Source organism: Cellulomonas hominis (genome assembly GCF_005239125.1).
In the GTDB taxonomy this organism is placed as follows: Bacteria; Actinomycetota; Actinomycetes; order Actinomycetales; family Cellulomonadaceae; genus Cellulomonas; species Cellulomonas hominis_A.
This window is the reverse complement of record NZ_SZYE01000009.1, coordinates 14050-37871: the sequence shown is the minus strand read 5'-3', so window position 1 is coordinate 37871 and position 23822 is coordinate 14050. Positions and strand designations below refer to the sequence as shown.

The following is a 23822-nucleotide window of genomic DNA, read 5'->3' as shown; positions in this document are numbered from 1 at the left end:
GATGACGACCCATCGTCCATGGCGGGCAGCGCCGACCGGGACGCCCGGCCCAGCGCCGTCCGCAGGCGGCTCTCCTGGACGTCGACGACCACGGTGTGCGCCGCCGAGCCTGGTCGGGCCCGCGCTGAAGCTCGCGAGTTTCGTGTCGGGCCTCAGCTCGAGGCGGTTCACCGCGTGCCGGGCGTCGGCCATCGGCTCGTTGAGCGCGCTCGAACCCGCCTGCACCGCGGCGCTCGCTTCCCGCAGATCAGGCCCGCGAACGCCGATGAGGCGGGTGACGATCTACTGTCCCCGGTTCGCAGACGGCAGCCCAGGGGCGGGTGCGAAGGGAGCGATGCACCGTGTTCATGGTCGAGGTCGTGATCTGGATCGCCGGCCTGAGCCTCCTGCTGTACGGGGCGTTCCTCATCTACGCGACGGTCGTCCTGCACACGTCGCCCACGTGGGATGCCGTGCTGGCCGAGGCGGCGCGGGTGGCGGAGCGCTCGCTCGGGATCGCCGAGGGCGACTACTCCACGGGCGAGGCCTCGGCGGTCGCTGAGCTCCGCCGCTCGAACCGGGCTCCCGCCTTGCCGGCGCCCGAGCGGCCGGACGACCTCGACCTCATGTGCGCGGTGCTCAACGTGCCACGTACGGAGGAGCTCGAGGTCGAGATCGCCCAGGAGCGTGACGCTCAGCTGGACGCGGCCGTCGACCGTCATCTGCGCTACTTCGCTCGCGTGCGGCCGCTTCGCTGGCGCGTCCGGATGTGGCACCTCGCCGGTGCGGTCACCACCGCCCTGCGCACGATCCGGGCCGTGCGCTGGCTGGCACCCCGCGCCCGCTTCCTGGTCAGCGAGGGGAACCAGGCGATCGGCCGGCTCACCGCGGTCGCGTCGATCGGAGCCCTCGTCGTCATCCCGTTGCTGGCCGACCCGCTGTCCGGGTCGGGCGCCACCAGCATGCTCGCCGTGTTCGGGCTCGCCACCGCGATCGCCACCATGGCAGGCGTCTTCGTGCCGGTCGTCGCCTCCGTTCGCCGCCTGCAGGCGGTGCTGCGCAAGCCCGTGCGCTTCTGGGTCGCAAGCCTCGCCGTGCTCGCAGTGCCCGTCGTCCTGCTGCGCATCGTCAACTCCCCCATGTACACGCGCTGGCAGCAGGCACAGCTCTCAAGGCTCGACGGGATCGACTTCGAGACGGGCGCCCCGCGAGTTGTCGCGTGGGCCGCGTTCGTGGCAGCGCTGCTTTGGGCCGCGTGGCGCGCCGCGCGATGGGTGCGTGTGCGCTCGGTCCGGCGCAGCGAGCGAGTCGCTGCGGTCGCGTCAGCGTCAGCACTGGTCACCATGGCCGCCCTCGCTGTCTTCGCGTCGGTCGGCGCCACCGCCTACGCACAGGCGTCGGCCCTCATGCTCGCAGCCACCGTCACGCTGGGCTCCCTCGCGTGGTGCGTCGTCGCCACGCTTGAGTGGGCGGTCCGGCTGCGACGACTCACGCGCGCAGGCATCCGCGTGCGGCGCGGTTGGTTTCGGTGGTGGGCGCTGCCGGTGTGGGCCGCGGCCGCTCTTCTTCTCGGTCCGATCGTGACCGCGCTCGCCGAGATCGACGCATCAGGCACGCGGCCCGCGGTCCAAGCCGTCCTCGCCATCGCCACCGTGCTGGCGGCCGTGTGGCTCGTCCTGGGGCTGCCGGCCGCCACCGCGATCGGACTGACCGTGACCGCCCGGTACGTGCTCCGTGTTGATCGCGAGCACCGGGCCGCACAGGCGAACGCAGCCGTCGCCGACGACCGGGAGCTCGGGCACGAGAACGACTGCTAAGGCCTGACTTGTCCGCGAACGGACGTCCCACCCCGGCGCGGCTCTTCCTCCCCGGACTCGCTGTCCGTCGGCACCGACCCTGTGCCCGCCGTGACCGCCGGCGCCGACGACGCAGTGCGGCTGCGGTGCGCCACGGTCGGCTTCACGATCGACCCCGGTTCCGCCCGCAGGAACCAGGGTCTACCGCATCCAGCACGCGAGCCGCGACGTCCGGCGGGACGTCAACGAACCGCGACCCCGAAGGGAACCCGGCGTCAGCGAACGGCGCGAGCAGCGCCTCCACCTCAGATCTGGAACCCACCACACCCCCTGACCCCGCTCGAGTCATACCCAAGCATCGATCGCCAGACAAGACCCCCCTGACCGCCCGCCCCGTCGCCGAACGGGTGAGCGCACCCGCTTCCGGGTCAAGACGGCACGCACGAACGACAGACTGCGGCCGTGACACCCACACCACCTCCGACACGCTCTGGACTCGACCGGCTTCGCCTCTGGCTGCTCGTGCTCTGCGCTGTGGCGATCCTCGCCATGGCGGTACTGCTGACAACAGTCGTCCAGGACGTGTGGCAGCGGTCAGGCGCAATCGCCGGATGCCTCGTAGCCGCAGCCATCCTCACCAGTCTCTTCTTCCCAGCGCCCCTCGCGTGGCTGCGCGTCACCCGGTTGATCGCCGGGGCGGTCCTGACCGTATGCGGGGCGCTGCTCACGCTCATGCTGGGCTACGCCGTCGAACACCCGTCATCAGACGACCCGTTCCTCGGCGGGCTGATGATGGCCACCCTCCTGGCCTTCCTCGCAACGCTCGCGACCGACCTGAGGATGCACGTCTTGGAGAGTCGCGCTGCGAAGGACCTCGAACGCGACGCGGTCGAGCGGCACGATGCCCTGCTCGCCGTCCTTGCGGCACAGGACCGCACCCACGCGCGCGTCGCCCCAGCGCGCGCGATGAGCAGCGTGCTCATCACTGCCGCGGTCGGTGTGTTCGCCGGCATGGCGCTGGCCCGAAAGCGCAACTAGCGACCACTGCGGCAGGTCTGGCATCGCGTGTGGCCCGCCGATTCGGCGGCCTCCGTGGCCACGCACGATGCTGCGAGTCAGCACGCGGAGCACCCCCGACGCCGACCTCACCCTGTCGGAGGGCCGTGGTTCCCTGATCCCATGGCCGACAGCCCCGAAGTCACCATCCCGGCACCGGACGCCCCGGGGCTCACGCGCGAACTCACCGAAGCGCTCGCACGAGCCGCGCTCTCCGCGATTCCCGTCGTCGGCGGCGCCGCGGTGGAACTCCTCAACCTCGCCGTGACTCGCGGCAGGACGGCCCGCATGCAGCGCTGGGCCGAAGACATCACCGACGCGCTCAACCGCCACGGCCTCGCGCTCGAAGAGCTGTCCGACCGACCCGGCTTTCTCGACACGATCGGGCCAGCGACCCGCGCAGCCGTCGAGACAGCCAGCCCCCTCAAGATCGAGGCGCTTCGCAACGCCGTGCTCAACGCGACGATCTCCCCGGACCTCGAGGCCGACCGCCACGCCGTCCTCATGGACATCCTCGCAGCGTTGACCCCCACCCACATCAAGCTGCTGAAGCTGTTCGGCGACCCAGTCGCCTGGTTCACGAACGCCGGCCTCGAACCGCCGCGCCTGTACGCCGGAAGCCAGCACGCCGTCATCGAGATCGCCTACCCCGACCTCGCCCAAGACACCACCCTCCTGGACCGAGTCGTCGGCGACCTCGACCGCGAGGGCCTGTCTTCAATCGCGCTGCGCACGACCATGACCGGCGACGGCATCCTGTCCGCGCGCACCCGCCCCCTCGGAGCCGAGCTCCTCGCCTTCATCACCGAGCCACCGCACTGACCCGGTGACCGAGGTGCTGAACTCACGCGAGTGGGCGATCCTCACACTCCTCGCCGCATGTGCGGTCGTCGTCCTCGCCACCCCGAGCGCCCGCAAGGCGCTACTGCGAAGCGAGGTGCCCCGCGGGATGCGGGTGATCGTCGTCCCGGTCATCGCGCTCGCCGCCTGGGTGACCGCCCTCGTCGCTGGGGCATCGCGTCTTGGGCTCTGGAACTCCGGGCTCACCAAGGACACCATCGTCTGGTTCGTCGTCACGGCACTCGGCACGGTCTTCGCGCCACTGGACGCCGCGAAGACCGACCGCTACTTCCTCACCGCGGCACGGCAAGCAGTCGCCGCATCGGTGTTCCTCCAGTACGCGATGAACCTGTACACGTTCTCTTACCCGGCCGAAGTCGCGCTTCAGCTGGGACTCGTCGCTCTCGCCTGCCTGCTCGCCCTCGCCGAACGCGACCAGCGCCACAAGACAGCACACAAGCCCCTGCTCGCCATCAACGCCCTCCTCGGCATCGCACTCATCCTCCTGACCGCCCGCCAGCTCGCCGCAAACTGGAACACACTCGACGCACGCCAGATGCTGCTCGGACTCGCCCTGTCCATCTGGCTGCCCCTCGGCGTGCTGCCCTTCGTCTGGCTCCTGGCGCTGTACATGTCCTACGAGGCCCTCATCAAGTTCCTGCGCAAGCCGATCTTCGGGAACCCAGCGCCGCTCAAGACGCGAGTGCTGACGCTCGCCGCCCTCGGCCCAGACCTGCGGACCGCGCACGACCTGACCAAAGACCACGACACCATCCGCACCCTCGCCGAGACCCGCACCCGCCAGGAGACCTTCGAGGCCGTGCGCGTCTACCGCGCGAAGCGAGACCGGCGCCGCGCCCAGCCAGCTCTCGCCGCCCAACGCCTGCGACGCTTCGCCGGCGTCGCCGGCCACGACCTCAACGGCCGTCAGCTCGACCAGCGCGAGATGAAGGAGACCCGCGAGTCCCTACGCTGGCTCGCGACCTGCCACATGGGACATCACAGCAACCGAGGCCGCTACAGGGCGGACCTTCTCGACATCCTCGGCGACTTCGCAAGGAAGGGACTCCCCGAGGACCACGGCATCCAGATGACTGTCGCCCACGACGGGCAGTCCTGGCACGCCTGGCGCCGCACCCCGAGCGGACTCATCCTCGGCGTCGCCGCCCTCAACGAACCCGCCGACCACTGGTACTACGCAGGAACGCAACCACCAAACGCTCCCCCGCCACAAGACCCCGGCTGGGAACGCAGCGCTTCGAGCTCCCCCGACTGGCGACGTTAGCGAGGCCACTCCGAGCGCCAAGAGGAATCGAGACCGTCGTGTATCCCGACGTGGATGTTCCCGCGCGCTAGCCCCGCGAGCTCGGCCGACGGTGACCACATGGAACACGGATCATCAAGCCCGGCGAACTCCGACTCGCGACGCGGGCGAGGGTGTCGGGCCGTGGGAGGCGATGGATCATCGTCGACGGCGGGATGCCGCTGCCGCGCTTCTGCAATGACACAACGGAGGCCCAGGAGAACTCATGGCCCACCGTTCCGTCACCTCCCGACAACGGACGCGGAGACGCCGCCAGCCGGGTGAAATCGGGACCAATCACGTCGCGATGACACATCGATGCGGCCTCGTGCAGGAACCTTGCCTCAGGCACGAGCGCTCCCTCGACCGACGGGGCCGCACCCGTCGACCTCGGAGGACTCGTGGACATCGTCGTCGCACTGTCCGGCGCCATCGCCGTAGGTAAGAGCACCGTCGCATCGAAGCTCGTCGACCGGTGGGGTGGGACCGTCGTCAAGACCCGCGACGCCCTCGTCGACCTCGCGAGCAAGCGAGGCGTCGACCTGACCGACCGCCGCGCGATGCAGGCGTTCGGCGACGTTCTCGATCGGGAGACCGCGGGGCGCTGGGTCAGCGATGCCGCGCACGCACATGACGCTGACGACTCTCGTCTCCTCATCGTCGACGCCGTGCGGATCCGCGAGCAGATCGACGAGCTGAGGGTGTCGTTCGGGCGTCGGCTCGTTCACGTACACCTCGTTGCCGCCGACCGCTCGGTCCTGGCAGAGCGGTACCGGGAGCGACGTCGCGACTCTGTGGCTGAGCTGGCGTCGTACGAGATGCTCGCCGAGAACTCCACCCAGGCGAACATCGACGAGCTCGGCAAGATCGCTGACGTCGTACTGGACACCCACCGCAACACGATTGAGGACATCGTCATCCGGTGCGCGGCCCGGCTGGGTCTGCTTCCCGCCCTAACCGCCCCGCTGGTCGACGTCGTCGTCGGAGGCCAGTTCGGTTCCGAAGGCAAGGGGAACATCGCCTACCACCTCGCGCCCGAGTACGGCGTCCTCGTGCGAGTCGGCGGACCGAACGCGGGACACAAGGTCCGCCACGACGGCGCTGTCCTGACCCACCGGACCCTCCCATCAGGATCGCGCGCGAACCCACAAGCGCCGCTGGTGGTCGGACCCGGCGGAATCGTGAACCCGCTTGTCCTGCTCAACGAGATAGCCGAGACCGGAGTCGACCCCGCGCGCGTGAAGATCGACCCGCAAGTCATGGTGATCAACCAAGATGACATCGAGCGCGAGGCCGGGCTCGTCGGAGCGATCGCGTCAACCGGGCAAGGCGTCGGCGCTGCCGCAGCCAGGCGCATCCTCGGCCGCGACGGCTCGACGAAGCTCGCGCGCGACCACCCGGAGCTCCAGCCATTCCTCGCCGAGACCGGCGAACTCCTCAACGACGCCTTCGCGGCTGGTCACTACGTACTTGTCGAGGGCACCCAGGGCACCGGGCTGAGCGTCTTCCACGGCCAGTACCCCCACGTGACGAGCCGCGACACCACCATCGCGGGCACCCTTTCCGAAGCGGGCATCGGGCCTCGCCGCGTGCGCCGAGCCATCGTGACGATCCGCACCTACCCGATTCGCGTCGCTGGCAACTCGGGAGACATAGGACACGGCCGGGAGTTGCAGTGGTCCGAGATCGAGCAGCGCTCCAGGCACGAAGCCGGCGACATCCAGGACGTCAGCTCCGTGACCAAGAGAGTCCGCCGGGTTGCGGAGTTTGACTGGGAATTGCTCAGGCGTTCGGCCGAACTGAACTCGGCGACCGACATCGCACTGACATTTGCCGACTACCTCGACCGCAACAACAAGAATGCCTATCGCTACGAGCAGCTCACAGGCGCCACCATTGAGTTCGTCGAGGAAGTCGAAAGCGTCACGGGAGCCGCTGTGTCACTCATCGCTACGTCCTTCCTCGAGCGCGGCATCATCGACCGCCGCACCTGGCGCGGCGCTCGACCCACCCGGCTCCCGACCGCGGAGGCGTAGGACATGGACCGCGAGCACTTTATTGACCTGTACCCCCGGCTGTTCCACATGGCCGTCGACGGCGCCTGGCCTTCCATCCAGGACCGCGGCCTGCTCAGCACTGCCGCCCTCGTCGACCTCTACGACCCACCGCCGGCCGTCCGCGCACAGATCCTCAACGGCGTCCGTCGCACCAGCGTGGCACTACAGCACGACGGGCTGCCCGAGATCCTCGTCCGCGACCAGCGCCCCCTGAAGTTCATCGACCAGTGCCTGCTTCCTGGCACGACACTGCAGGAGTTCCTCGATGCGCTGAACGGAAGAGTCTTCTTCTGGGTCTCTTCGGAGCGATTGCGTCGCCTCATGGGCGCAACCGCCTACAAGAGGCACCCGCAGACCGTGCTGGAGGTCGACACCGCAAAGCTGCTGGCCGCGCACCCGCAGGTCGACCTGGCCCCGTACAACACCGGGTCCGTTCACGTGCCGAACATGCCAGCACGCGGACCCGAGACGTTCGTTCGCCTCGAGGGCTACCCCTACGAGCAGATGGCGAAGCGGCGCGGGCGCAGCGACGCGGTCGTCGAGCTGACCGTTCCCTACGCTTCCCCGAACGTCGTCGACGCTGTCATCACCGTCACGCGCTGGGTGCATGGCGAGCCGACGTCTCAGCTCTTCCCGCAGCGATGAGCCGTGCCCGTCAGGCGACATCTATCCGCTCACCGGCACCCTTGGCGGACGCCGTGGATCATGTGACAAGGTGACGACGTGGGGCACCAGGGCACGCGACGTCGACGGTCTGCAGTCATCCAGGACACCCTGCAGATCGATCTCCCGATCCACCGCGCGCGCACTTCGACGCGCACGCGCACGCGGCTTCCGCCGCTGTCGGACATCACCGATCTGGTCCTCGACTTTCACCGGGCCTTCGGCCTGCCACGCAATCCCGATCCCTCTCTCGACGTCAGTCCTGACATCGCGGCGCTGCGGCTGCGGTTGCTGGCCGAGGAGGTACAGGAACTCCGCGACGCACTCGACGACAGCGACCTCGTGGCGATCGCCGACGCACTCGCCGACATCACCTACGTGGTCTTCGGAACGGCCGTGACCTACGGCATCGACCTCGATGCCGTCGTACGGGAGGTACATCGCGCGAACATGAGCAAGCTCGACGACCGCGGCCGGCCGCTACTCCGCCACGACGGCAAGGTCCTGAAGTCCGCGCGCTATACACCACCGGACGTCTCCACCGTGCTCGCGGTACAGCCACGCCTCTTCTGACCGGCGCGCCCGCGTCTCGTGCTGCTCCGGCCTCCTATCGTGGGCCGCGCCGCCGTGTCGACGGCGGCCTCGGAGTCGGAGGGTGATGTGAAGCTCAAGCAAGAGGCGCGGGTACTCAAGCTCAAGGCGCTCTCCTCGCTCACGGTCGCCACGACGGCCTTCAACTCGCCCCGCAACGAGGGTCGAGTCACCCAAGTCCTCCTGAGCCTCCAGCACGCGTTCGAGATGCTGCTCAAGGCAGCGCTCGTCCAGCACAACGTTCCAGTCTTCGACCGCAAGCTCGGTCGCTCCATCGGATTCGAGAAGTGCCTCGGCCTCGCCGCCGCCGACACCCGGATCAAGCTGTCGGACAACGACGCCGGAACGCTTCGGGCCATCGACGCCATGCGCGACGACGAGCAGCACTGGTTCAACGAGGTCAGCGAACAGCTTCTCTACCTGCATGCCCGAGCAGCGGTCACCCTGTTTGACGAGCTCCTGACGCGTGTGTTCTCCGAGCGACTCGCCGACCATCTGCCGGTCCGCGTGCTACCCATCTCCGTGGCCCCTCCCCGGGACCTGGACGTCCTCATCGACGACGAGTTCACCCAGATCGCCGAGCTGCTCAAGCCCGGCCGGCGCGCCCGACACGACGCTCGCGCCCGCATCCGGACCTTGCTCGCGATGGAGGCGCACGTCGGCGCTGCGGCCCAGGTCTCCGCGAAGGACGTCGACCGCGTCGAACGAGGCATCAAGGCTGGGCGCGAACGCACCGAGGTGTTCCCCCGCCTGAGCGATGTCTCCGCGCAGATCGACGGCACCGGCGCCACGATCACGGTGCGCTTCAGCAAGACCGAGGGGGCCCCAGTGCGATACGTCGTCGACGAGAGCGTGCCCGCGGCCGCCATCCGCGAGGTGGACCTGGACCGGAAGTTCTACCTCTCGGCGACCGAACTCGCGAAGCGGGTTGGCATCTCGACCTCCCGCGCGACTGCGCTCCGTCGGCACCTGGGCATCGACGGCAACCCCCGAGCCCATTACGTCTTCGTGCTCGGATCGCAGCGCATCGGCCGCTACTCCGACGCCGCCGTCGACTCGATGCAGAAGGCCCTCACGACGCTGGACATGGACCGGGTTTGGGACGGACACAAGCCACGCGGCCAGAGCCAGAGCCCGCGGATCTGCAAGGTCGACGGGTGTGCCGGCACGTCCCCCGCGGCTGCCTGACCGCGCGACGCGTCACGCACGACCATCCAGCGCGAGCGCAGGGATTCCCTTGATTTTCCCTGATACCCCTGCGTTCCCTGCTGTTCCTTGCCGTTCCCCACGGCTCCCTGACCAGTTCGTTAGCAGTTCCCTGCACCCCTGACAAACACGCAGGCGGACACTCGACCTCTTCCCTGACACGGAAGAGGTCGCTGATTCGATGGGTCTGCTGCACGAGTAGGTGACAGGGTTTCTCAGGCGGCGAGTGCGCCCTGAGTGGTCATGATCGTCTCGTACTCGATGGGTGTCAGTCGTCCGAGGCGGGCCTGACGTCGTCGGCGGTGGTGGTAGGTCCGTTCGATCCAGGTGATGATCGCCAGACGCAGCTCTTCGCGGGTGGCCCAGCGCCGTCGGTCCAGGACGTTCTTCTGCAGCAGTGAGAAGAAGCTCTCCATCGCGGCGTTATCCCCGGCGGAGGCGACCTGACCCATCGACCCGGCGAGGTCGTGACGGGCCAGGACGCGGGCCACCTTCCTGCTTCGGAACTGGCTGCCCCGGTCGGAGTGCACCACGCACCCGGCCACCGCGCCACGTCGTTGCACGGCACTGACCAGTGCGTCCACCGCGATCTGGGACGTCATCCGGTCGCTGATCGAGTACCCGACGATCCGGTCGGAGAACATGTCCTTGATCGCGCAGAGATAGATCTTGCCCTCGGACGTGGGGTGCTCGGTGATGTCCCAGAGCCACAGCCGGCTCGGTTCGTCCGCCCGGAACTGGCGCAGCACGAGGTCCTCATGGGCCGGCGGACCGGCCTTCTTCCCGTTCTTCGAGCGCTTCTTGCCGAACACCGACCACCACTGGTCGTCCCGGCAGATCCGCCCGACCGTGCGGTCGCAGGCGACCAGACCGGCGCGGGCGGCCTCGTCGGCCAGCAGCCGGTGCCCGAACTCCGGGTCGTCGCGGTGGGCGTCGAACAACGCGTTCGCGAAGTGCGCCCGGGCGATCTCGCGCGCGCCGACGGGCTCAGCGAGCCACCGGTAGTAGGGCTGTCTGGCGAGCTTAAGAACCCGACACGTCGCCACGACGGGGATCCCGTCGACGGCGAGCTCACTCACGAGCGGGTAGAGCCTTTTCCCGGCAGGTGCGCCTGGGACAGATACGCGGCTGCGCGGCGCAGGACCTCGTTCTCCTGCTCCAGCAGACGGATGCGCCGGTTCGCCTCTCGCAGCTCGGCAGATTCGGTCCGGGTCACCCCGGGACGGTTGCCGTCCGCGACGTCGGCATCACGCAGCCAGTTCCGCAGACACGACTCGGCGATGCCGAAGTCGGCCGCGATCTGCTTGATCGGAGCGTCCCCGCGGCGAGCCACGGCCACGGCCACGGCCACGGCCACGGCCACGGCATCGTCGCGGAACTCCTTGGGATAGTGCCTGGGCACGGTGCACATCCTTCCAGCGGCGCCTACCGGCACCACACGTGGGTGTCACCTGCTCGTGCAGCAGACCCTTCCCAGCCGGGTGCTCTTGACGCCGCAGCACACCCCTCCCTCGGTGGTGGCTACCCGTCACTGAGCGGCGTACCGACGACCACCGGCCGACATCCGCGTGCTGGTCGGCCGAACTGCTCGCACGCCTAGGTCGCAGCCGTCAGGCCGACGTAGCCGGAGGCGACCCCTCGCTCTGCTCGCAGGTCACAGAGCCGACTCGGCGTACGCGGTCAGTCGACTGAACTCCGACCGTCGGCGCTTCCACCACCACGGAGCGCTCTCGGGTTCGCGCTGTCCGCAGACGGTCAGCACGAGGTGCTCACGAGGTCGTGAGATCGCCACGAAGAAGGTCTCGTCCACGTCCTCACCGAAGTACAGCTCCCGCTCCACACCCAGCACAACGACCGCGTCGTACTCGAGCCCCTTCGACTTGTGCACGGTGAGGATCCGAACAGCACCGGTGCCGACGAACTCCCGCAGCGCCGCGGCGACGTCGCCCGTGGCCTCAACGAGTTCCTCGAGGCTTGCGACTACCTGCTCGACGATCTCCTCCAGACGCTCCGCCTGCTGGTAGGCGGGAGCCATCGATGCCAACACTGACACCCCGACCACCTGCCTGAGCTCACCGACGAGATCACGCACCGACTGCTCGCCGATTAGCTGCAACTTCTCGCGGCTGCTCTCCACGCTCTCGCGCAACGCGAGAAAGCGTCCTTGCTCGTCAGCCTGGTTGGTCGCACCACTACGGGCGACGTCCATCAGCCGCGTGTAGGCGTCCGCTTCCTGGTCGCCGCACACCACGGCGAGGTAGTCGCAGATCAGGCCGGCAATGGGCTCCCCTGGCAGGTCCTGCGAGTCTGCCTCCAGCCGGAACGGAATCTGCAGTTCGCGCAACCGTTTGCACAGTTGGGGCGTGTACAGCGGGAGCGAGCTACGCACCAGCACGGCGATCTCCTCCGGGGAGATCCCGTCGTCGTCGATCCACTCCTGGATCTGGTCTGCCACCCACGCCGCTTCGTCGGTGTCGTCCACGAACCGCTGCACCTGGACGCTACCCGCGTCTCCTAGCAGCTGGTCGGCGCCGATCGCGGACTCGGGCTCCAGGTCGAGGATCATGGTGTTCTGCATCCGGCGCAGGCGCGGCTTGGCCCGGTAGTTCTGCAGCAGCGGGATAGGCGTCGCGTCGAACGTCTCCTTGTAGGCACTCATCACTCGCGGTAGAGCTCCCGCCCACATCATGATGCGCTGCTTCGCGTCCCCGACCGCGATCAGCCCGTCGGTCCGCGTGCCGAACGCAGCCAGGAGCAACGCGTACTGATCCTGGGTGCAGTCCTGGAACTCGTCGAGGAACACGAACTCGTAGGTCTGATCGATCGCGTTGCGCGCGATCACGCTGCCTTTCAGGATCTTGGTCGCCAGGGGGGCCATCTGAGCGAACGTGATCTGCGAGCCCGCGATGGCGGTGGTGCCGACGGTGTAGTCGGGATCGAGAGCGTCGGCGCCGGTCAACACGGGCCGGAACGTGTCGATCACGCGCTTGGCGAACGCATGGAAGGTGTGGCTGTCCAGGCGCGACGCCAGCGCCGGCGAGCACCGTCGGCGCACGCGCTGTTCAAGGTTGCGGGCCGCGTCCACCTTGAAGGAGATGGCCAGGATGCGCTTGGGGTACCGGCACACTTCGGTGGTCAGGAGGAAGTCAGCGCGCTGTGCCAGCAGCTCGGTCTTGCCCGATCCCGGCCCCGCGATGATCAGCAGGTTGCCTTCCTGGCTGGTGGCAGCCGTGCGCGCCCCGGGCTCGAGATCGATGCCTGCGGCCGGCTGCCAGTCGGCGGGGCTGGTCATGTCGCTCGTCCCTCGACGAGTTGCTTGACTCTCTGGCTCAGGCGCGCCAGCTCGGGCGGCATCGCCTCCTTGAGGCGGGTGCTACTCCCGAGGACGGCCAACGCCTCGAGGTGGTTCGCGGGCTTGCTGCCCACCTTGAACAGCCGGTTGTACGGGTGGAACAGCCCCCGCTCGTCCTCCGTGTACGCACCGGCATCGCCGTGAGTGCCGAGCACCGCGACTACGGTCTTCTTCTCCAGCAGCTCGGCTTCCCGCTGCTGCTCGTCGAAGTCCTCATCCGCTGCGTCGATGTCGGTGTGGCCCACGCTCTCGTCGACCTCTCCCTGGCCGTCCAACTCCTCGTCGCCGTCAGGTGCCTCTTCGTGCGCGTCCTCTTGCGAGGGCATGGGGTACGCCTCGGGCAGGGCCTGGAGCATGGAGAAGTCCAGGTCGAGCGGCGAGGAGAAGAACACGTCGTGGCCCTCGAGCATCTGGATCCACTTCAGACCGGTCGCGCACCGTGTCGTCCCCGAACGCGGCAGGGCCGCGACGTCAGCGCTGTTGAAGGCCAGGCCCTCACGCCTGTGCTCCAGGAGTTGGTTGGCGGCGTAGCGGATCTGCCCCCACCCGCCGTGGTAGCGGCCGAGGTCCAGGTCCAGCAGGGTCACGTGCGGGATGTTCAGGCCGTTCAGGAGGCTCCAGAAGTGGTTGACGTGCCGCCCACCCAGTGGGACCACGGAGACCGCAGCGGCGTCAGCACCCAAGTCTTGCGCCCGCAGGACAGCGGGCAGGACGATCTCCTCGCTGTCACCCTCGCCCAGCACGACGAGCTGGGAGAAGTACAGCTCGGGGTAGGCATGCAGCGCCTCGCGGACGAACTTGTGCGCCGTGTCCGCCTTGGCGGGCATGTGGACGTGCTCGACGTGCGTGCAACGCTCGTCGTCGAGGCGTAGGTAGCGCACCTGCTCTGGTTGGACTCGGCGCATCAGCGACGGCGAGTGGGTGGCCACGACGGCCTGTGCGTCGCTGCCCTTGACCACTTCCTGCAACTCGTCCAGCACCCGTCCGAGGTAGTGCGGCGACAGGCTGTTCTCCGGTTCTTCCACCGCGAACAGAGTGAACACCGCCGGCTGCAGGACGTTCGCGCGGAAGCCGATGTCCTTGCCAGCCAGTACCTCGCGGCCGACCGCGTGCACGGCCAGTGCGAGCGAGATGTAGAGCAGCGACTGCTGACCGTCGCTCAGACGTGTGAAGCTCACCTCCGGTTCACTCGGCCCCGGAGAGAACTCCAGGCTGACCTGGCTGAGGACGCGCTCGAGCTCCCCGCTCATGAACGACAGATTCGTGCTCGACAAGAACGCGTCCTTGTGCAGCTGAGTCCAGGCGTGCTTGAGCTTCGTGTTGACGGTCACGACCCCAGGGTTGTCGGCGAGTTCCTCGCTCAGCTTCCTGGCGTGATCGAGGGCGACCTCGCGCGACTTGTCCCATTCCGCGGAGCGCAGCAACCGGCCCAGCAGCGTGCTCGCAGCGTAGGAGACGTGATCGCCCGGGTCGCGGCGCGCCGGGACGTAGTGCACCTGGATGGCACGCCGGTCGTGCGGGTTCACCAACGACTTGTGCGTCGGATCTCCGTCCTGGTCGGCGGCCAGGACGTGGAACAGGTTGGCAGTCACCTCTCCCTCCTCGTCCAGGTCGGCCTCCAGCCGGATGCGCAGCTCGGGAGGACCATCTGGACTGGTCATTCGCATGACGCGTAGGAACGGGGGCACCGTGGAGTGCTTCGTCGCACCATCGGCAAGCTCGGGCAGAGTGAAGTGCGCCTCGATCCACAACTGGCGGGCCGCGCCGGCACCTGCAGCGTCCGAGGCGGGGACGTGGAAGTCGGAGGCCACGACCTTGCGTAGCGACGGGTCGATGGAGAACATGCGGGCAAGCCCGTGCAGGAATGCGGTCTTGCCGCTGCCGTTGGGTCCGATCAGGCAGGTCAGGTCGGTCAGTTCCAGTTCCACCGGGTCTGGACCCAGAGAACGGAACCCGCATGCCCGCACACGCTCAAGCTGCACCTTCGCCCCCCCCATTTTGCACCCCATGGGGACGCGAGCAGCGCCCCGGAGCCTTGGGCAACATTCAACAGGAGGGCCCCTCAAAATCGGACTTTCGACGCACTAGCGGGCGTGTGAGCATCACCCGAAAGGCTGGCATTCGCTCGACTGCGGCTCGCCGGGCCGTCCACCGGCGGGTCCGCGCTCGCCATCACTACTGTGTGGAGCGTGGTCGTCCCGGAGCCCCAGGTGTTCGACGTGCACCTCGCCGAGCACTCCGAGAGCCTCGTCGCCCAGCTCGCGTCCTGGCTCCACGCTGCGCCCGACGACCCGTTCGCTCCAGACCTGATCCTCGTGCCGACGCGGGGCGTGGAGCGCTGGCTGACCCAACGACTTGCCCATCATCTGGGCACGGGTGCCGGGCACGACGGTGTGTGCGCGAACGTGCAGTTCGACTCCCCTGCCGCCGTCACGGCGGGTGTCGTCGCCGCCGTCTCCGGGATCGCACCGCAGGACGACCCGTGGTCTCCCGGTCGCCTGACCTGGACAGTCCTCGACGTGCTCGACCGCACCGACGACCCCGTGCTGGATCCGGTGCGCAGGCACCTTGGTGAGCCCGGCGACGCACTACGGCAAGGGCGCCGAGTCCGAACCGCGCAACGGCTGTCTCGGCTGCTGCTCGACTACGACGCACAGCGACCTGCGATGACCGCGGCGTGGTCCGCGGGTGATGAGAGCGACGGTGTCGGGGCGCCGCTGTCGCCGGACCTTGCGTGGCAGGCGGCCTTGTGGCGGGAGGTGACCGGACGCAGCGAGGTTCCCCCGCCCTCACTGCGGCTCCAAGGCGCCGTCAACCGGCTGGTATCGGACCCGCATGCCGTGGACCTTCCCGCGCGGGTGTCGGTCTTCGGTGTGAGCAGGCTTCCCCTGGATCAGATGCATGCGCTGGCAGCGCTCGCCGCGAGCCGAAGCGTCCACTTGTGGTTGCCGGTCCCCTCGCTGACGCTGTGGCGAGCGGCAGCTGACCTGCCCGCCGCGGCGGGGCGCGCCGGCCTGCCGGACCTCGGCCGGGAGCGGCTGTTGTCGTCGATGGCGGGCGACTGCGTAGAGCTCGCCACCCAGATCGTCCCGCTGACCCGGACGCTGGACACCTCTCCGAAACCCCCACCGACGACACAGACCACGCTCGCCGCCCTGCAGGCGCACATCCGCTCCGACGCCACCACCCCCGTCTGGACTGCCGGAGCCGGCGACCGCAGCATCGAGGTGCATGCCTGCCACGGCGCAGCCCGCCAAGTCGAGGTCCTGCGCGAAGTCGTCGTGGGGCTCCTAGCCCAAGACGACACCCTGCGGCCCCGCGACGTCCTGGTGATGTGTCCGGACGTCGAGCGGTTCGCCCCACTGCTGTCCGCCGTGTTCGGTGCGGCGGACAGCGACGACGCCCACGCGTGGGTGCACCCGGGACGGCAGCTGCGGGTCCAGGTAGCGGACCGTGCACCGGGTGGTGCGAACGCACTGCTGGCCTTCGTCAGCTCCCTGCTCTCCCTTGCGGGAGGCCGTCAGACGGCGGCCGAAGTGCTGGACCTCCTCGAGCAGCAGCCAGTGAGCCGACGATTCGAGCTCAACCACGGCGACCTGCAGATCCTGCGTGGTTGGGTGCAGAATGCGGGCATCAGCTGGGGCGCGGACCTCACTGCCCGCAGCCGGTACGGAGTGCGGTTCGCCCAAGGGACGTGGCACGTCGGCCTCGACCGGCTCGCACTGGGTGTCGCCATGGCGGACGACGGCGCTCGCGCGATTCCCACACCCGCACGACGTCACGCGGCCACGGTTCCCGCCGACGGTCTCGTCGCCGCCTGCGACATCGCCAGCACAGAGATCGACCTGCTCGGCCGGTTCACTGAAGCGGTGCAGCGGATCCTGGACTGCGTCGCGGACCTCGACGGCAACCAGCCCGTCAGCGCCTGGATAGACGCGCTCGAGGGTGCGCTCGACGCGCTGACGTTCCTCGACCCAGAAGATCGATGGATGCAGCTCGAGGCCGCTCGTGTGCTGTCCACGATCCGGCAGGACAGTGCCGGGCCCGACCCCGCTGTTGCTCGTCACGACATCCAGGCGCTCCTCGGCCCGCACCTGTCCGGCCGGCCGACCCGGGCCGGATTCCGCACCGGTGCCCTGACGGTGTGCTCGCTGGAGCCGATGCGTCAGGTCCCGCACCGGGTCGTGGTCCTGCTCGGCATGGATGACCAGCAGTTCCCCCGCGCCCGGCACCTGGACGGCGACGACATCCTGCGCCGCGACCCTCAGGTCGGCGAACGCGACGACTACCGCGACGAACGCCGGCTCTTTCTCGATGCGGTCCTGTCCGCGTCCGACCACTTGGCCATTCTGTACACCGGGCGGCACGAGCGCACCGGTGCCGCGATGCCGCCCGCCGTGCCGGTCGCCGAGCTCCTGGACGCAATCGACGACGCCGTCCAGCTTCCCGAGGGTCCGGCCGCGACCAGCCTGGTCGTTCACCATCCGCTGCAGCCCACCGACGTCCGGAACTTCAACCCGGGCATGCTGGGACGGCCCGGCGCATTCAGCTTCGACCGGCTCGACCTGGCCGCGGCCCAGGCTGGACAGCAACCACGCCGCGCCGCCGCACCCTTCCTACCCGACCCGCTGCCAGCCACGGACCCGGTCCTCGACCTGGACCTGCTGATCCAGATCGTGACCCGACCCGTCGCCTCGTTCCTGCGGCGCCGGCTTGGACTGGTACTGCTCGGCGAGGATCCCGAGATCCCCGACTCTCTGCCCATCGAAGTCGACGGCCTCGCGCAGTGGAACATCGGGCAACGCCTGCTCGAGGCGGCCCTGGCCGGTGTGGACCCCGCCGTGGCGGCCGAGGTCGAACGCGCACGCGGGCATCTGCCTCCTGGACACCTCGCCGACGACGTCATGAGCGCCGTCACCCAGGGATACGCCCCGATCCTCGACGCGGCCCGCACTCAGTGGCGTCACGCGCCGGCGAGCTTGGCGATCCGGGTCGACCTGCCCGGTCGCGGAGTCCTGACCGGCTCGGTCGAGAACGTGCACGACGACCGGATCCTGACCGTTGTCTACTCCAGGTTGCGAGCCCGGCAGCGACTGACCGCATGGGTCAAGCTCCTGGCGGCCGCCGCCTCGACCCAGGACCCGATGGAGGCCGTCACGATCGGACGTCCGCTTCAGGGCTCAGGCGCCGCCGTGTCGACGCTGAACGCGCCCGACCCCGTGACAGCTGCTCGGCTGCTCGGCGAGCTGGTCGACCTGGCGGGCGCCGCCCTGCGCGAACCGCTGCCCCTAGCGGTCGAGACGTCCGCTGAGTATGCGCGACGACGTCTCGCCGGCGACGACGTGCCCGACGCGATGTCGGGTGCCAGCAGTCTCTGGTGGGACTTCGACGGCCGCACCGTGCGAGGCGAAGGACTGGAACCGGCGCACGAACTGGTATTCGGGGCCGGGTCGAAGCTGCGCGACATCGCCACCGAACGTGCCGAACCGGACGGTCTGGCCGCTGAGCACACCCGGTTTGGCGAGCTCGCGGTGCGCATCTGGCAGCCGCTGCAGACCGCCGAAACGAGTCGCCGTTCGCGGTCCGCACCGGCAGCGGGGGCACGCCCATGACACCCACCGAGGGCGTCGAGTCGTTCGACGTGTGCGGTCCGCTGCCCCAGGGCACGCTCGTGCTCGAGGCCAGCGCCGGGACCGGGAAGACCACAACCATCGCCTCGCTCACCGCCCGGTACATCGCCGAGGGTCTCGCGACGATGCCCGAGCTGATGCTGATCACGTTCGGGCGCGCCGCCACCGCCGAGCTGCGGTCCCGAGTGCGCGAGCGTCTCGTCGAGGTCGAGCGAGCGCTGCGGTCGACCGCCATCAGCGACGACCCGGTGGTCACGATGCTGGGCGACGTCGACGACACCGAACGGGCTCTGCGAGCCAGGCGCCTTCGATCCGCGCTCGCGCAGTTCGACGACGCGACCATCGTGACCACCCACGGCTTCTGCCAGCGCGTCCGCACCCTGTTGGGGACCGTCGGCGACCTCGACGTCGACTCGCGTCTCGAACCTGACTCAAGCGAGGTGCACCAGCAGGTCATCGACGACTTCTACGTCGCGAAGTACGCCCCCGTCACGACGCACGACTTCCCACCCGCGCAGATGCGTGCGGTCGCGACCGCGGCGCTGAACGATCCCGTGGCCGACCTGCGCCCCATCGGAGCACCTGAGCCGGTCGCCACGCGCGTCCGGATGGCGCAGCGTGCCCGGACCGAGGTCGCACGACGTCGGCGCCAGGCCCAGGTCATCGACTACAACGACCTGCTCGTCCAGCTGCGCGACGCCCTGCACCACCCAGACCTCGGGGCGCTGGCCGCCGAGCGTGTCCGTGGCGCGTACCGGGTCGTGATGGTCGACGAGTTCCAGGACACCGACCCGGTGCAGTGGGACATCCTGCGCACGGCGTTCGCCGGCGCGCGCACCCTGATACTGATCGGTGACCCGAAACAGGCCATCTACGCCTTCCGTGGCGGTGACGTCACGACATACCTCGCAGCGGTACGCAGCGCCCCCCGCCAGACGCTGCACCGCAACTGGCGCACCGATGAACCCGTCCTGGCCGGACTCGACCAGGTCCTGCTCGGCGCGGCCCTCGGACACCCGCAGATCGCCGTCCGACCGGTCCAAGCGATGCGGGCGGCCCATCAGCTCACAGGTGCACCACCCGTCGTCCTGCGATCACTGACCAGGGAGGTGTCCGGCGGCAGCCCGGCCAAGCTGCCCTCGATCGGTGAGGTCCGACGGGTGCTGTACCGCGACGTCGCCGACCAGGTCGTCCAACGGCTGAACACCACCACGATCCGTACCACCGGAGACAGCCACCGCCCGACCCGGGCCGGGGACATCGCGATCGTGGTACGACGCAACGCGGACGCCTCCGGTGTGCTGGCTGCGCTGCACGCCGCGGGCGTGCCTGCGGTCATGTCCACCTCGGAGAACGTGTTCGAGACCTCGGCCGCCCGGGACTGGGTGACGTTGCTCAGCGCCCTGACCCGCACCGACCCGGGACTGGTCGCGACCGCGGCACTGACCCCGATGCTCGGGTGGGACGCGAGCACGTTGGGGAACGCGAGCGACCTGCAACTCGACGATCTGCAGGACCGGTTCGCCCGCTGGGCCGCCGTGCTGCACGGGGGTGGGGTCGCTGCCCTGATGCAGGCGCTTGCCGATGACGGCTTGCGTGAACGGCTGCTGTCCCGCGTCGACGGTGAGCGGTACCTGACCGACCTACGCCATGTAGCAGAGATCCTGCATGCCACCGCACGAGCCGACCGGCTCGCCCCAACGGGTCTGTTGCGGTGGCTGCGTGGCAAGGTCCAGGGAAGCGGCACCGGCGAGGAGTCCGAACGGCGCTTGGAGACCGACTCCGCCGCGGCGCAGGTCATGACCGTCCACGCCGCCAAGGGCCTGCAGTTCCCGCTGGTGATGGTCCCGTTCCTGTCCGACAGGTACATCGACGGCAAGGTGCAGATCCACCGATACCACGACGGCGATCAGCGATGCCTGCACATCGGGGGACGTGGCAGCCCGGGGTACGGAGACGCGGCAGCTGCGGCCCTCGAGGAGGAAGCCGGTGAGCTCCTACGGCTGGCGTACGTCGCGCTCACCCGGGCGCGCAGCCACGTCACGCTGTGGTGGTCGCCCAGCACCTCCTCGGCGTCCGGTCCGTTGTCCCGCCTGCTGCTAGCCGGACGGCAGCCGGACGGCAGCCTCGAGGCGAAGGTGCCCACACATGCGGACCCGACCGTAAAGTCACGCTTCGACGCACTCGCCGCGGCCAGCGGAGGCACCCTGGTGCACCAGGTCGTCACCCAGGTCCCCGACCAGACAACCTGGGCGCCGCCCGAGGTCCCCCAGCCCGCGCTGACCACCGCCACCTTGACCCGACGCCCGGACACCGCCTGGCGTCGCACGTCCTACACCGGGCTCACCGCGCAGACCGCGACCCCGCACGCAGGACTCAGCGGCGAACCTGAGCAGGCCGGCATGACGGACGAACCTGACGACCAGCACGCCACGACTGCTCCGGTACCACCCGACGCGCACAGCCCGGCCTCGCCCATGGCCGACCTGCCCAGCGGCACCGCGTTCGGCACCCTGGTGCACTCCGTCCTGGAGACCATCGACACCGACGCCCCCGACCTGCTCGCCGAGCTCACTGCGCGGTGCGAGCAGACCGGACTGACCCCCGCGCTGCGCATCGAACCCGCAGCGCTCGCCAGGTCGCTGGTCCCCGCGTTGACCACGCCGCTGGGCCCGATCGCGGAGAACCTGGCACTTCTCGACGTCCCACCGGCCGACCGGCTCGCCGAGCTCGAGTTCGAGCTCCCGCTCGCCGGCGGCGACACCCCAGACCCCGACACCGCGGCCGCAACCCTGGCGAAGATCGCGGACCTGCTCGACGAGCATCTGGCGTCCGACGACCCGTTCGCCGACTACGGGACCCACCTGCGCACCCACCTGACCCCGCACGCGGTGCACGCCCCCCTGGTCGGGTACCTGACCGGGAGCATCGACGCGGTGCTGCGCGTACGTGACCACACCGGCACACCCCGCTACCTGGTCGTGGACTACAAGACGAACCGGCTCGCGCTCCGCGACGAACCCCTGACCCTGGCGCACTACCAACCCGGAGCCCTGATCGCGGCGATGTACGAGCACCACTACCCGCTGCAGCTCCTGCTGTACGCCGTCGCCCTGCACCGCTACCTGCGATGGCGCCAACGCGGTTACGACCCCTGCACCCACCTGGCCGGTGGCGCCTACCTGTTCGTGCGCGGCATGCCCGGACCGGACGCCACGACCCATCCCGCCACCGGGCACGCTCTGCCCGCACCATCGGGCGTCGTCGCCTGGCGGCCACCGACCGAGCTCGTCCTGGCGCTGTCCGACCTGCTCGCGGGAGTCAGCTCATGACCGCTCCTCGACCGGCGGACCCGCGCGTCCCCCAGCGCACCGGCGACCGACTCGACCCGTTCATCGACGCCGGCGTCCTGGAGTCCGGCGACGTGCACGTCGCCCGCCGGCTGTCCGCGGCCGCGGGCGAGACCTCAGAGGACGTCCTGCTGGCCGTCGCCCTGACGGTGCGAGCCGCCCGCACCGGGTCGGTGTGCATCAACCTGGACGACGCGGCCGACACTCACGCCGATCGTGACCCAGCCGACGGTGACGATCGCGCCGGGTTACCCCCCCTCCCCTGGCCGGACCCCGCCAGCTGGCACGCCGCGGTGCGCAGGTCGGTCCTGATCGCCGACGGACCATCCGGGAACTCGAACCGGCCCGTGCGGTGGGTCGACGGACGGGTCTACCTCGACCGGTACTGGCGCGACGAGCTCCTGATCCGCGAGCGTGTCCATGCACGCACCACGGCACCGGCGGAGGTCGACACCACCGTCCTCGAAGCAGCAGCCGCACGCCTGCTCCCCGAAGCGCACGAGGAGCAGCAACGGCTCGCGGTCCGCACCGCCGGCGCCCGCCGACTGACCGTCATCACCGGCGGACCTGGGACCGGTAAGACCACGACGGTCACCCGGCTCCTCGCCGCCTTGCACGACACGCTAGGGCCTGACCTGCAGGTTGCGCTGGCAGCCCCCACTGGGAAGGCAGCCGCACGACTGCACGAGTCGATCTCCCAGGAGGCCCAGCGCCTACCACCCGGCGACCGCACCCCACTGACGGACCTCACCGCCAGCACCCTGCACCGCCTGCTCGGCGCGCGACCCGGCCGCCCGTTCCGGCACGACGGCACCCACCCGCTCCCCCACGACGTGGTCATCGTCGACGAGGCCTCGATGGTGTCGCTGCCGCTGATGGCCCGGCTCTTCGACGCCGTGCGACCGGACGCCCGGCTGATCCTGGTGGGCGACCCCGACCAGCTCGCGTCCGTCGAGGCCGGCGCAGTCTTGGCGGACCTCGTCGCGTCTCTGCCCGGTGGACTGGTCCGGCTGGAGCACAACTACCGATTCGGCACCGAGCTTGGGCAGCTCGCCGACGCCGTCCGCACCGGCGACGGTGAACACGCGCTCGCCCTGTTGCGCGCCGGCGGACCGACCGTCCGGTTCACCGAGCTCCCGGGGCAGTGGGCTGGACCGGCAGACCTTCATGACGTGGCCGACGACGTTCGGCACGCCGGGCAGTTGATGATGGCCGCGGCAACCGCCGGGGACGCCACCGCCGCGCTGCAAGCGCTCAACGAGCATCGCCTGCTCCTGGCACACCGTGAGGGTCGAGCGGGGATCGCACGGTTCGGCGACCTCGCCCGCGAGTGGATCGGCGCCGGCTCGGCTTCCCCCGGTGAACGCTGGCCGGTCGGTCTGCCACTGATCGTGAACGCGAACGACCCTGCCACGCGCCTGTCGAACGGAGACACCGGCGTCGTGGTGAGCGCCCCGCAGTCATCGATGAACGCCACCGCCGCAGCGTTCGGTGACCCGACCCAGCCGCGACTCGTCCGGCTGCACCGGCTTCCCGCGGTCAGCCCGGTGCACGCGATGACGATCCACCGGTCCCAAGGCAGCCAGTTCAGCAAGGTGACCGTTGTCCTGCCGCCGGCGACCTCGCCGCTACTGACACGTGAACTGCTGTACACGGCCATCACCCGGGCCCGCGACGGGTTGCACGTCCTCGCCGCGCCCGAGTCCGTGCTGATGGCGTGCCGGCGCCCGGTCCGTCGCGCGTCCGGCCTTCGGCACCCTCTAGGTGCTCAAGTCCACGACATGCTTCATTCGCCGAGCTAGAGATCGCGACGCCGTGACGCCCCCGGTCGAGGTTCCGGTCCGTCTCCGGAGGCCGGACCGCTGGGTCGCACACGCGCGCCCGGCTCCGGCGTCGACCTCAGCCGGTTCGCCCGGCGCGTGGGGAGGCGGACCAGGCCTGTGCCCGGCGAGGTGAGCGATGTCGTGGTAAAAGGAGCGGGCAGTGCTCCACCACATCC

General features: G+C 69.5%; 14 protein-coding genes. 11 read left to right on the top strand and 3 right to left on the bottom strand.

Annotation, left to right across the window (positions count from 1 at the left end):
* The first annotated feature begins 341 nt into the window (after positions 1 to 341).
* The 8 genes from FA014_RS02780 (at position 342) to FA014_RS02745 (ending at position 9473) form a co-directional block, all read left to right on the top strand.
* The gene (locus FA014_RS02780) at positions 342 to 1796 is read left to right on the top strand and encodes a hypothetical protein (RefSeq protein ID WP_154728190.1); all 1455 of its coding nucleotides are present in this window, start codon (positions 342 to 344) and stop codon (positions 1794 to 1796) included.
* A gap of 513 nt (positions 1797 to 2309) precedes the next feature.
* The gene (locus tag FA014_RS02775) at positions 2310 to 2813 is read left to right on the top strand and encodes a hypothetical protein (RefSeq protein ID WP_154728189.1); all 504 of its coding nucleotides are present in this window, start codon (positions 2310 to 2312) and stop codon (positions 2811 to 2813) included.
* Between the two features lie 141 nt (positions 2814 to 2954).
* Entirely contained in the window at positions 2955 to 3653 is a 699-nt protein-coding gene (locus FA014_RS02770; RefSeq protein WP_154728188.1) for a hypothetical protein, read from the top strand.
* Positions 3654 to 3657: 4 nt separating this feature from the next.
* Positions 3658 to 4956, top strand: a complete 1299-nt coding sequence (locus FA014_RS02765) for a hypothetical protein (protein ID WP_154728187.1) — start codon at positions 3658 to 3660, stop codon at positions 4954 to 4956.
* A gap of 419 nt (positions 4957 to 5375) precedes the next feature.
* Positions 5376 to 7010, top strand: coding sequence for an adenylosuccinate synthetase (locus tag FA014_RS02760; protein WP_154728186.1), 1635 nt, complete (start codon positions 5376 to 5378; stop codon positions 7008 to 7010).
* Between the two features lie 3 nt (positions 7011 to 7013).
* Positions 7014 to 7676, top strand: a complete 663-nt coding sequence (locus FA014_RS02755; RefSeq protein WP_154728185.1) for a DUF7002 family protein — start codon at positions 7014 to 7016, stop codon at positions 7674 to 7676.
* A 78-nt stretch (positions 7677 to 7754) separates the two neighbouring features.
* Positions 7755 to 8267 carry a MazG nucleotide pyrophosphohydrolase domain-containing protein gene (locus tag FA014_RS02750; protein ID WP_216447936.1) on the top strand — a complete coding sequence of 171 codons (513 nt, stop codon included), beginning with the start codon at positions 7755 to 7757 and terminating at the stop codon, positions 8265 to 8267.
* Between the two features lie 87 nt (positions 8268 to 8354).
* Positions 8355 to 9473: a DUF3644 domain-containing protein gene (locus FA014_RS02745; RefSeq protein WP_230322816.1), complete on the top strand. Its 1119-nt coding sequence runs from the start codon at positions 8355 to 8357 to the stop codon at positions 9471 to 9473.
* Between the two features lie 233 nt (positions 9474 to 9706).
* Here the strand turns inward: FA014_RS02745 and FA014_RS02740 are convergent.
* The 3 genes from FA014_RS02740 to FA014_RS02730 all read right to left on the bottom strand — a co-directional run bounded on the left by FA014_RS02740 (position 9707) and on the right by FA014_RS02730 (position 14840).
* Positions 9707 to 10893, bottom strand: a protein-coding gene (locus FA014_RS02740; protein ID WP_230322815.1) for an IS3 family transposase whose coding sequence is annotated in 2 segments (ribosomal slippage) — positions 9707 to 10588 and positions 10591 to 10893 — 1185 coding nt in all. Because the reading frame shifts where the segments join, the coding sequence is not laid out codon by codon here.
* Between the two features lie 252 nt (positions 10894 to 11145).
* The gene (locus FA014_RS02735) at positions 11146 to 12783 is read right to left on the bottom strand and encodes a UvrD-helicase domain-containing protein (protein ID WP_154728184.1); all 1638 of its coding nucleotides are present in this window, start codon (positions 12781 to 12783) and stop codon (positions 11146 to 11148) included.
* A complete protein-coding gene (locus tag FA014_RS02730) occupies positions 12780 to 14840 on the bottom strand; it encodes an ATP-dependent nuclease (protein ID WP_268865876.1) in 2061 nt (686 codons plus the stop codon). The genes FA014_RS02735 and FA014_RS02730 overlap by 4 nt, the downstream gene beginning before the upstream one ends.
* 192 nt (positions 14841 to 15032) lie before the next feature.
* Between FA014_RS02730 and recC the strand changes: the two genes are divergently transcribed.
* From recC to recD, 3 genes are read left to right on the top strand one after another with little or no spacing between them, the layout of a single operon-like run.
* Positions 15033 to 18455, top strand: coding sequence for an exodeoxyribonuclease V subunit gamma (gene recC / locus FA014_RS02725; protein WP_230322813.1), 3423 nt, complete (start codon positions 15033 to 15035; stop codon positions 18453 to 18455).
* The gene (locus FA014_RS02720) at positions 18452 to 21805 is read left to right on the top strand and encodes a UvrD-helicase domain-containing protein (protein ID WP_154728182.1); all 3354 of its coding nucleotides are present in this window, start codon (positions 18452 to 18454) and stop codon (positions 21803 to 21805) included. Before recC ends, FA014_RS02720 begins: the two co-directional genes overlap by 4 nt.
* Complete coding sequence (gene recD / locus FA014_RS02715; RefSeq protein ID WP_154728181.1) at positions 21802 to 23625, top strand: exodeoxyribonuclease V subunit alpha; 1824 nt, start codon at positions 21802 to 21804, stop codon at positions 23623 to 23625. The genes FA014_RS02720 and recD overlap by 4 nt, the downstream gene beginning before the upstream one ends.
* Positions 23626 to 23822 lie beyond the last annotated feature (197 nt).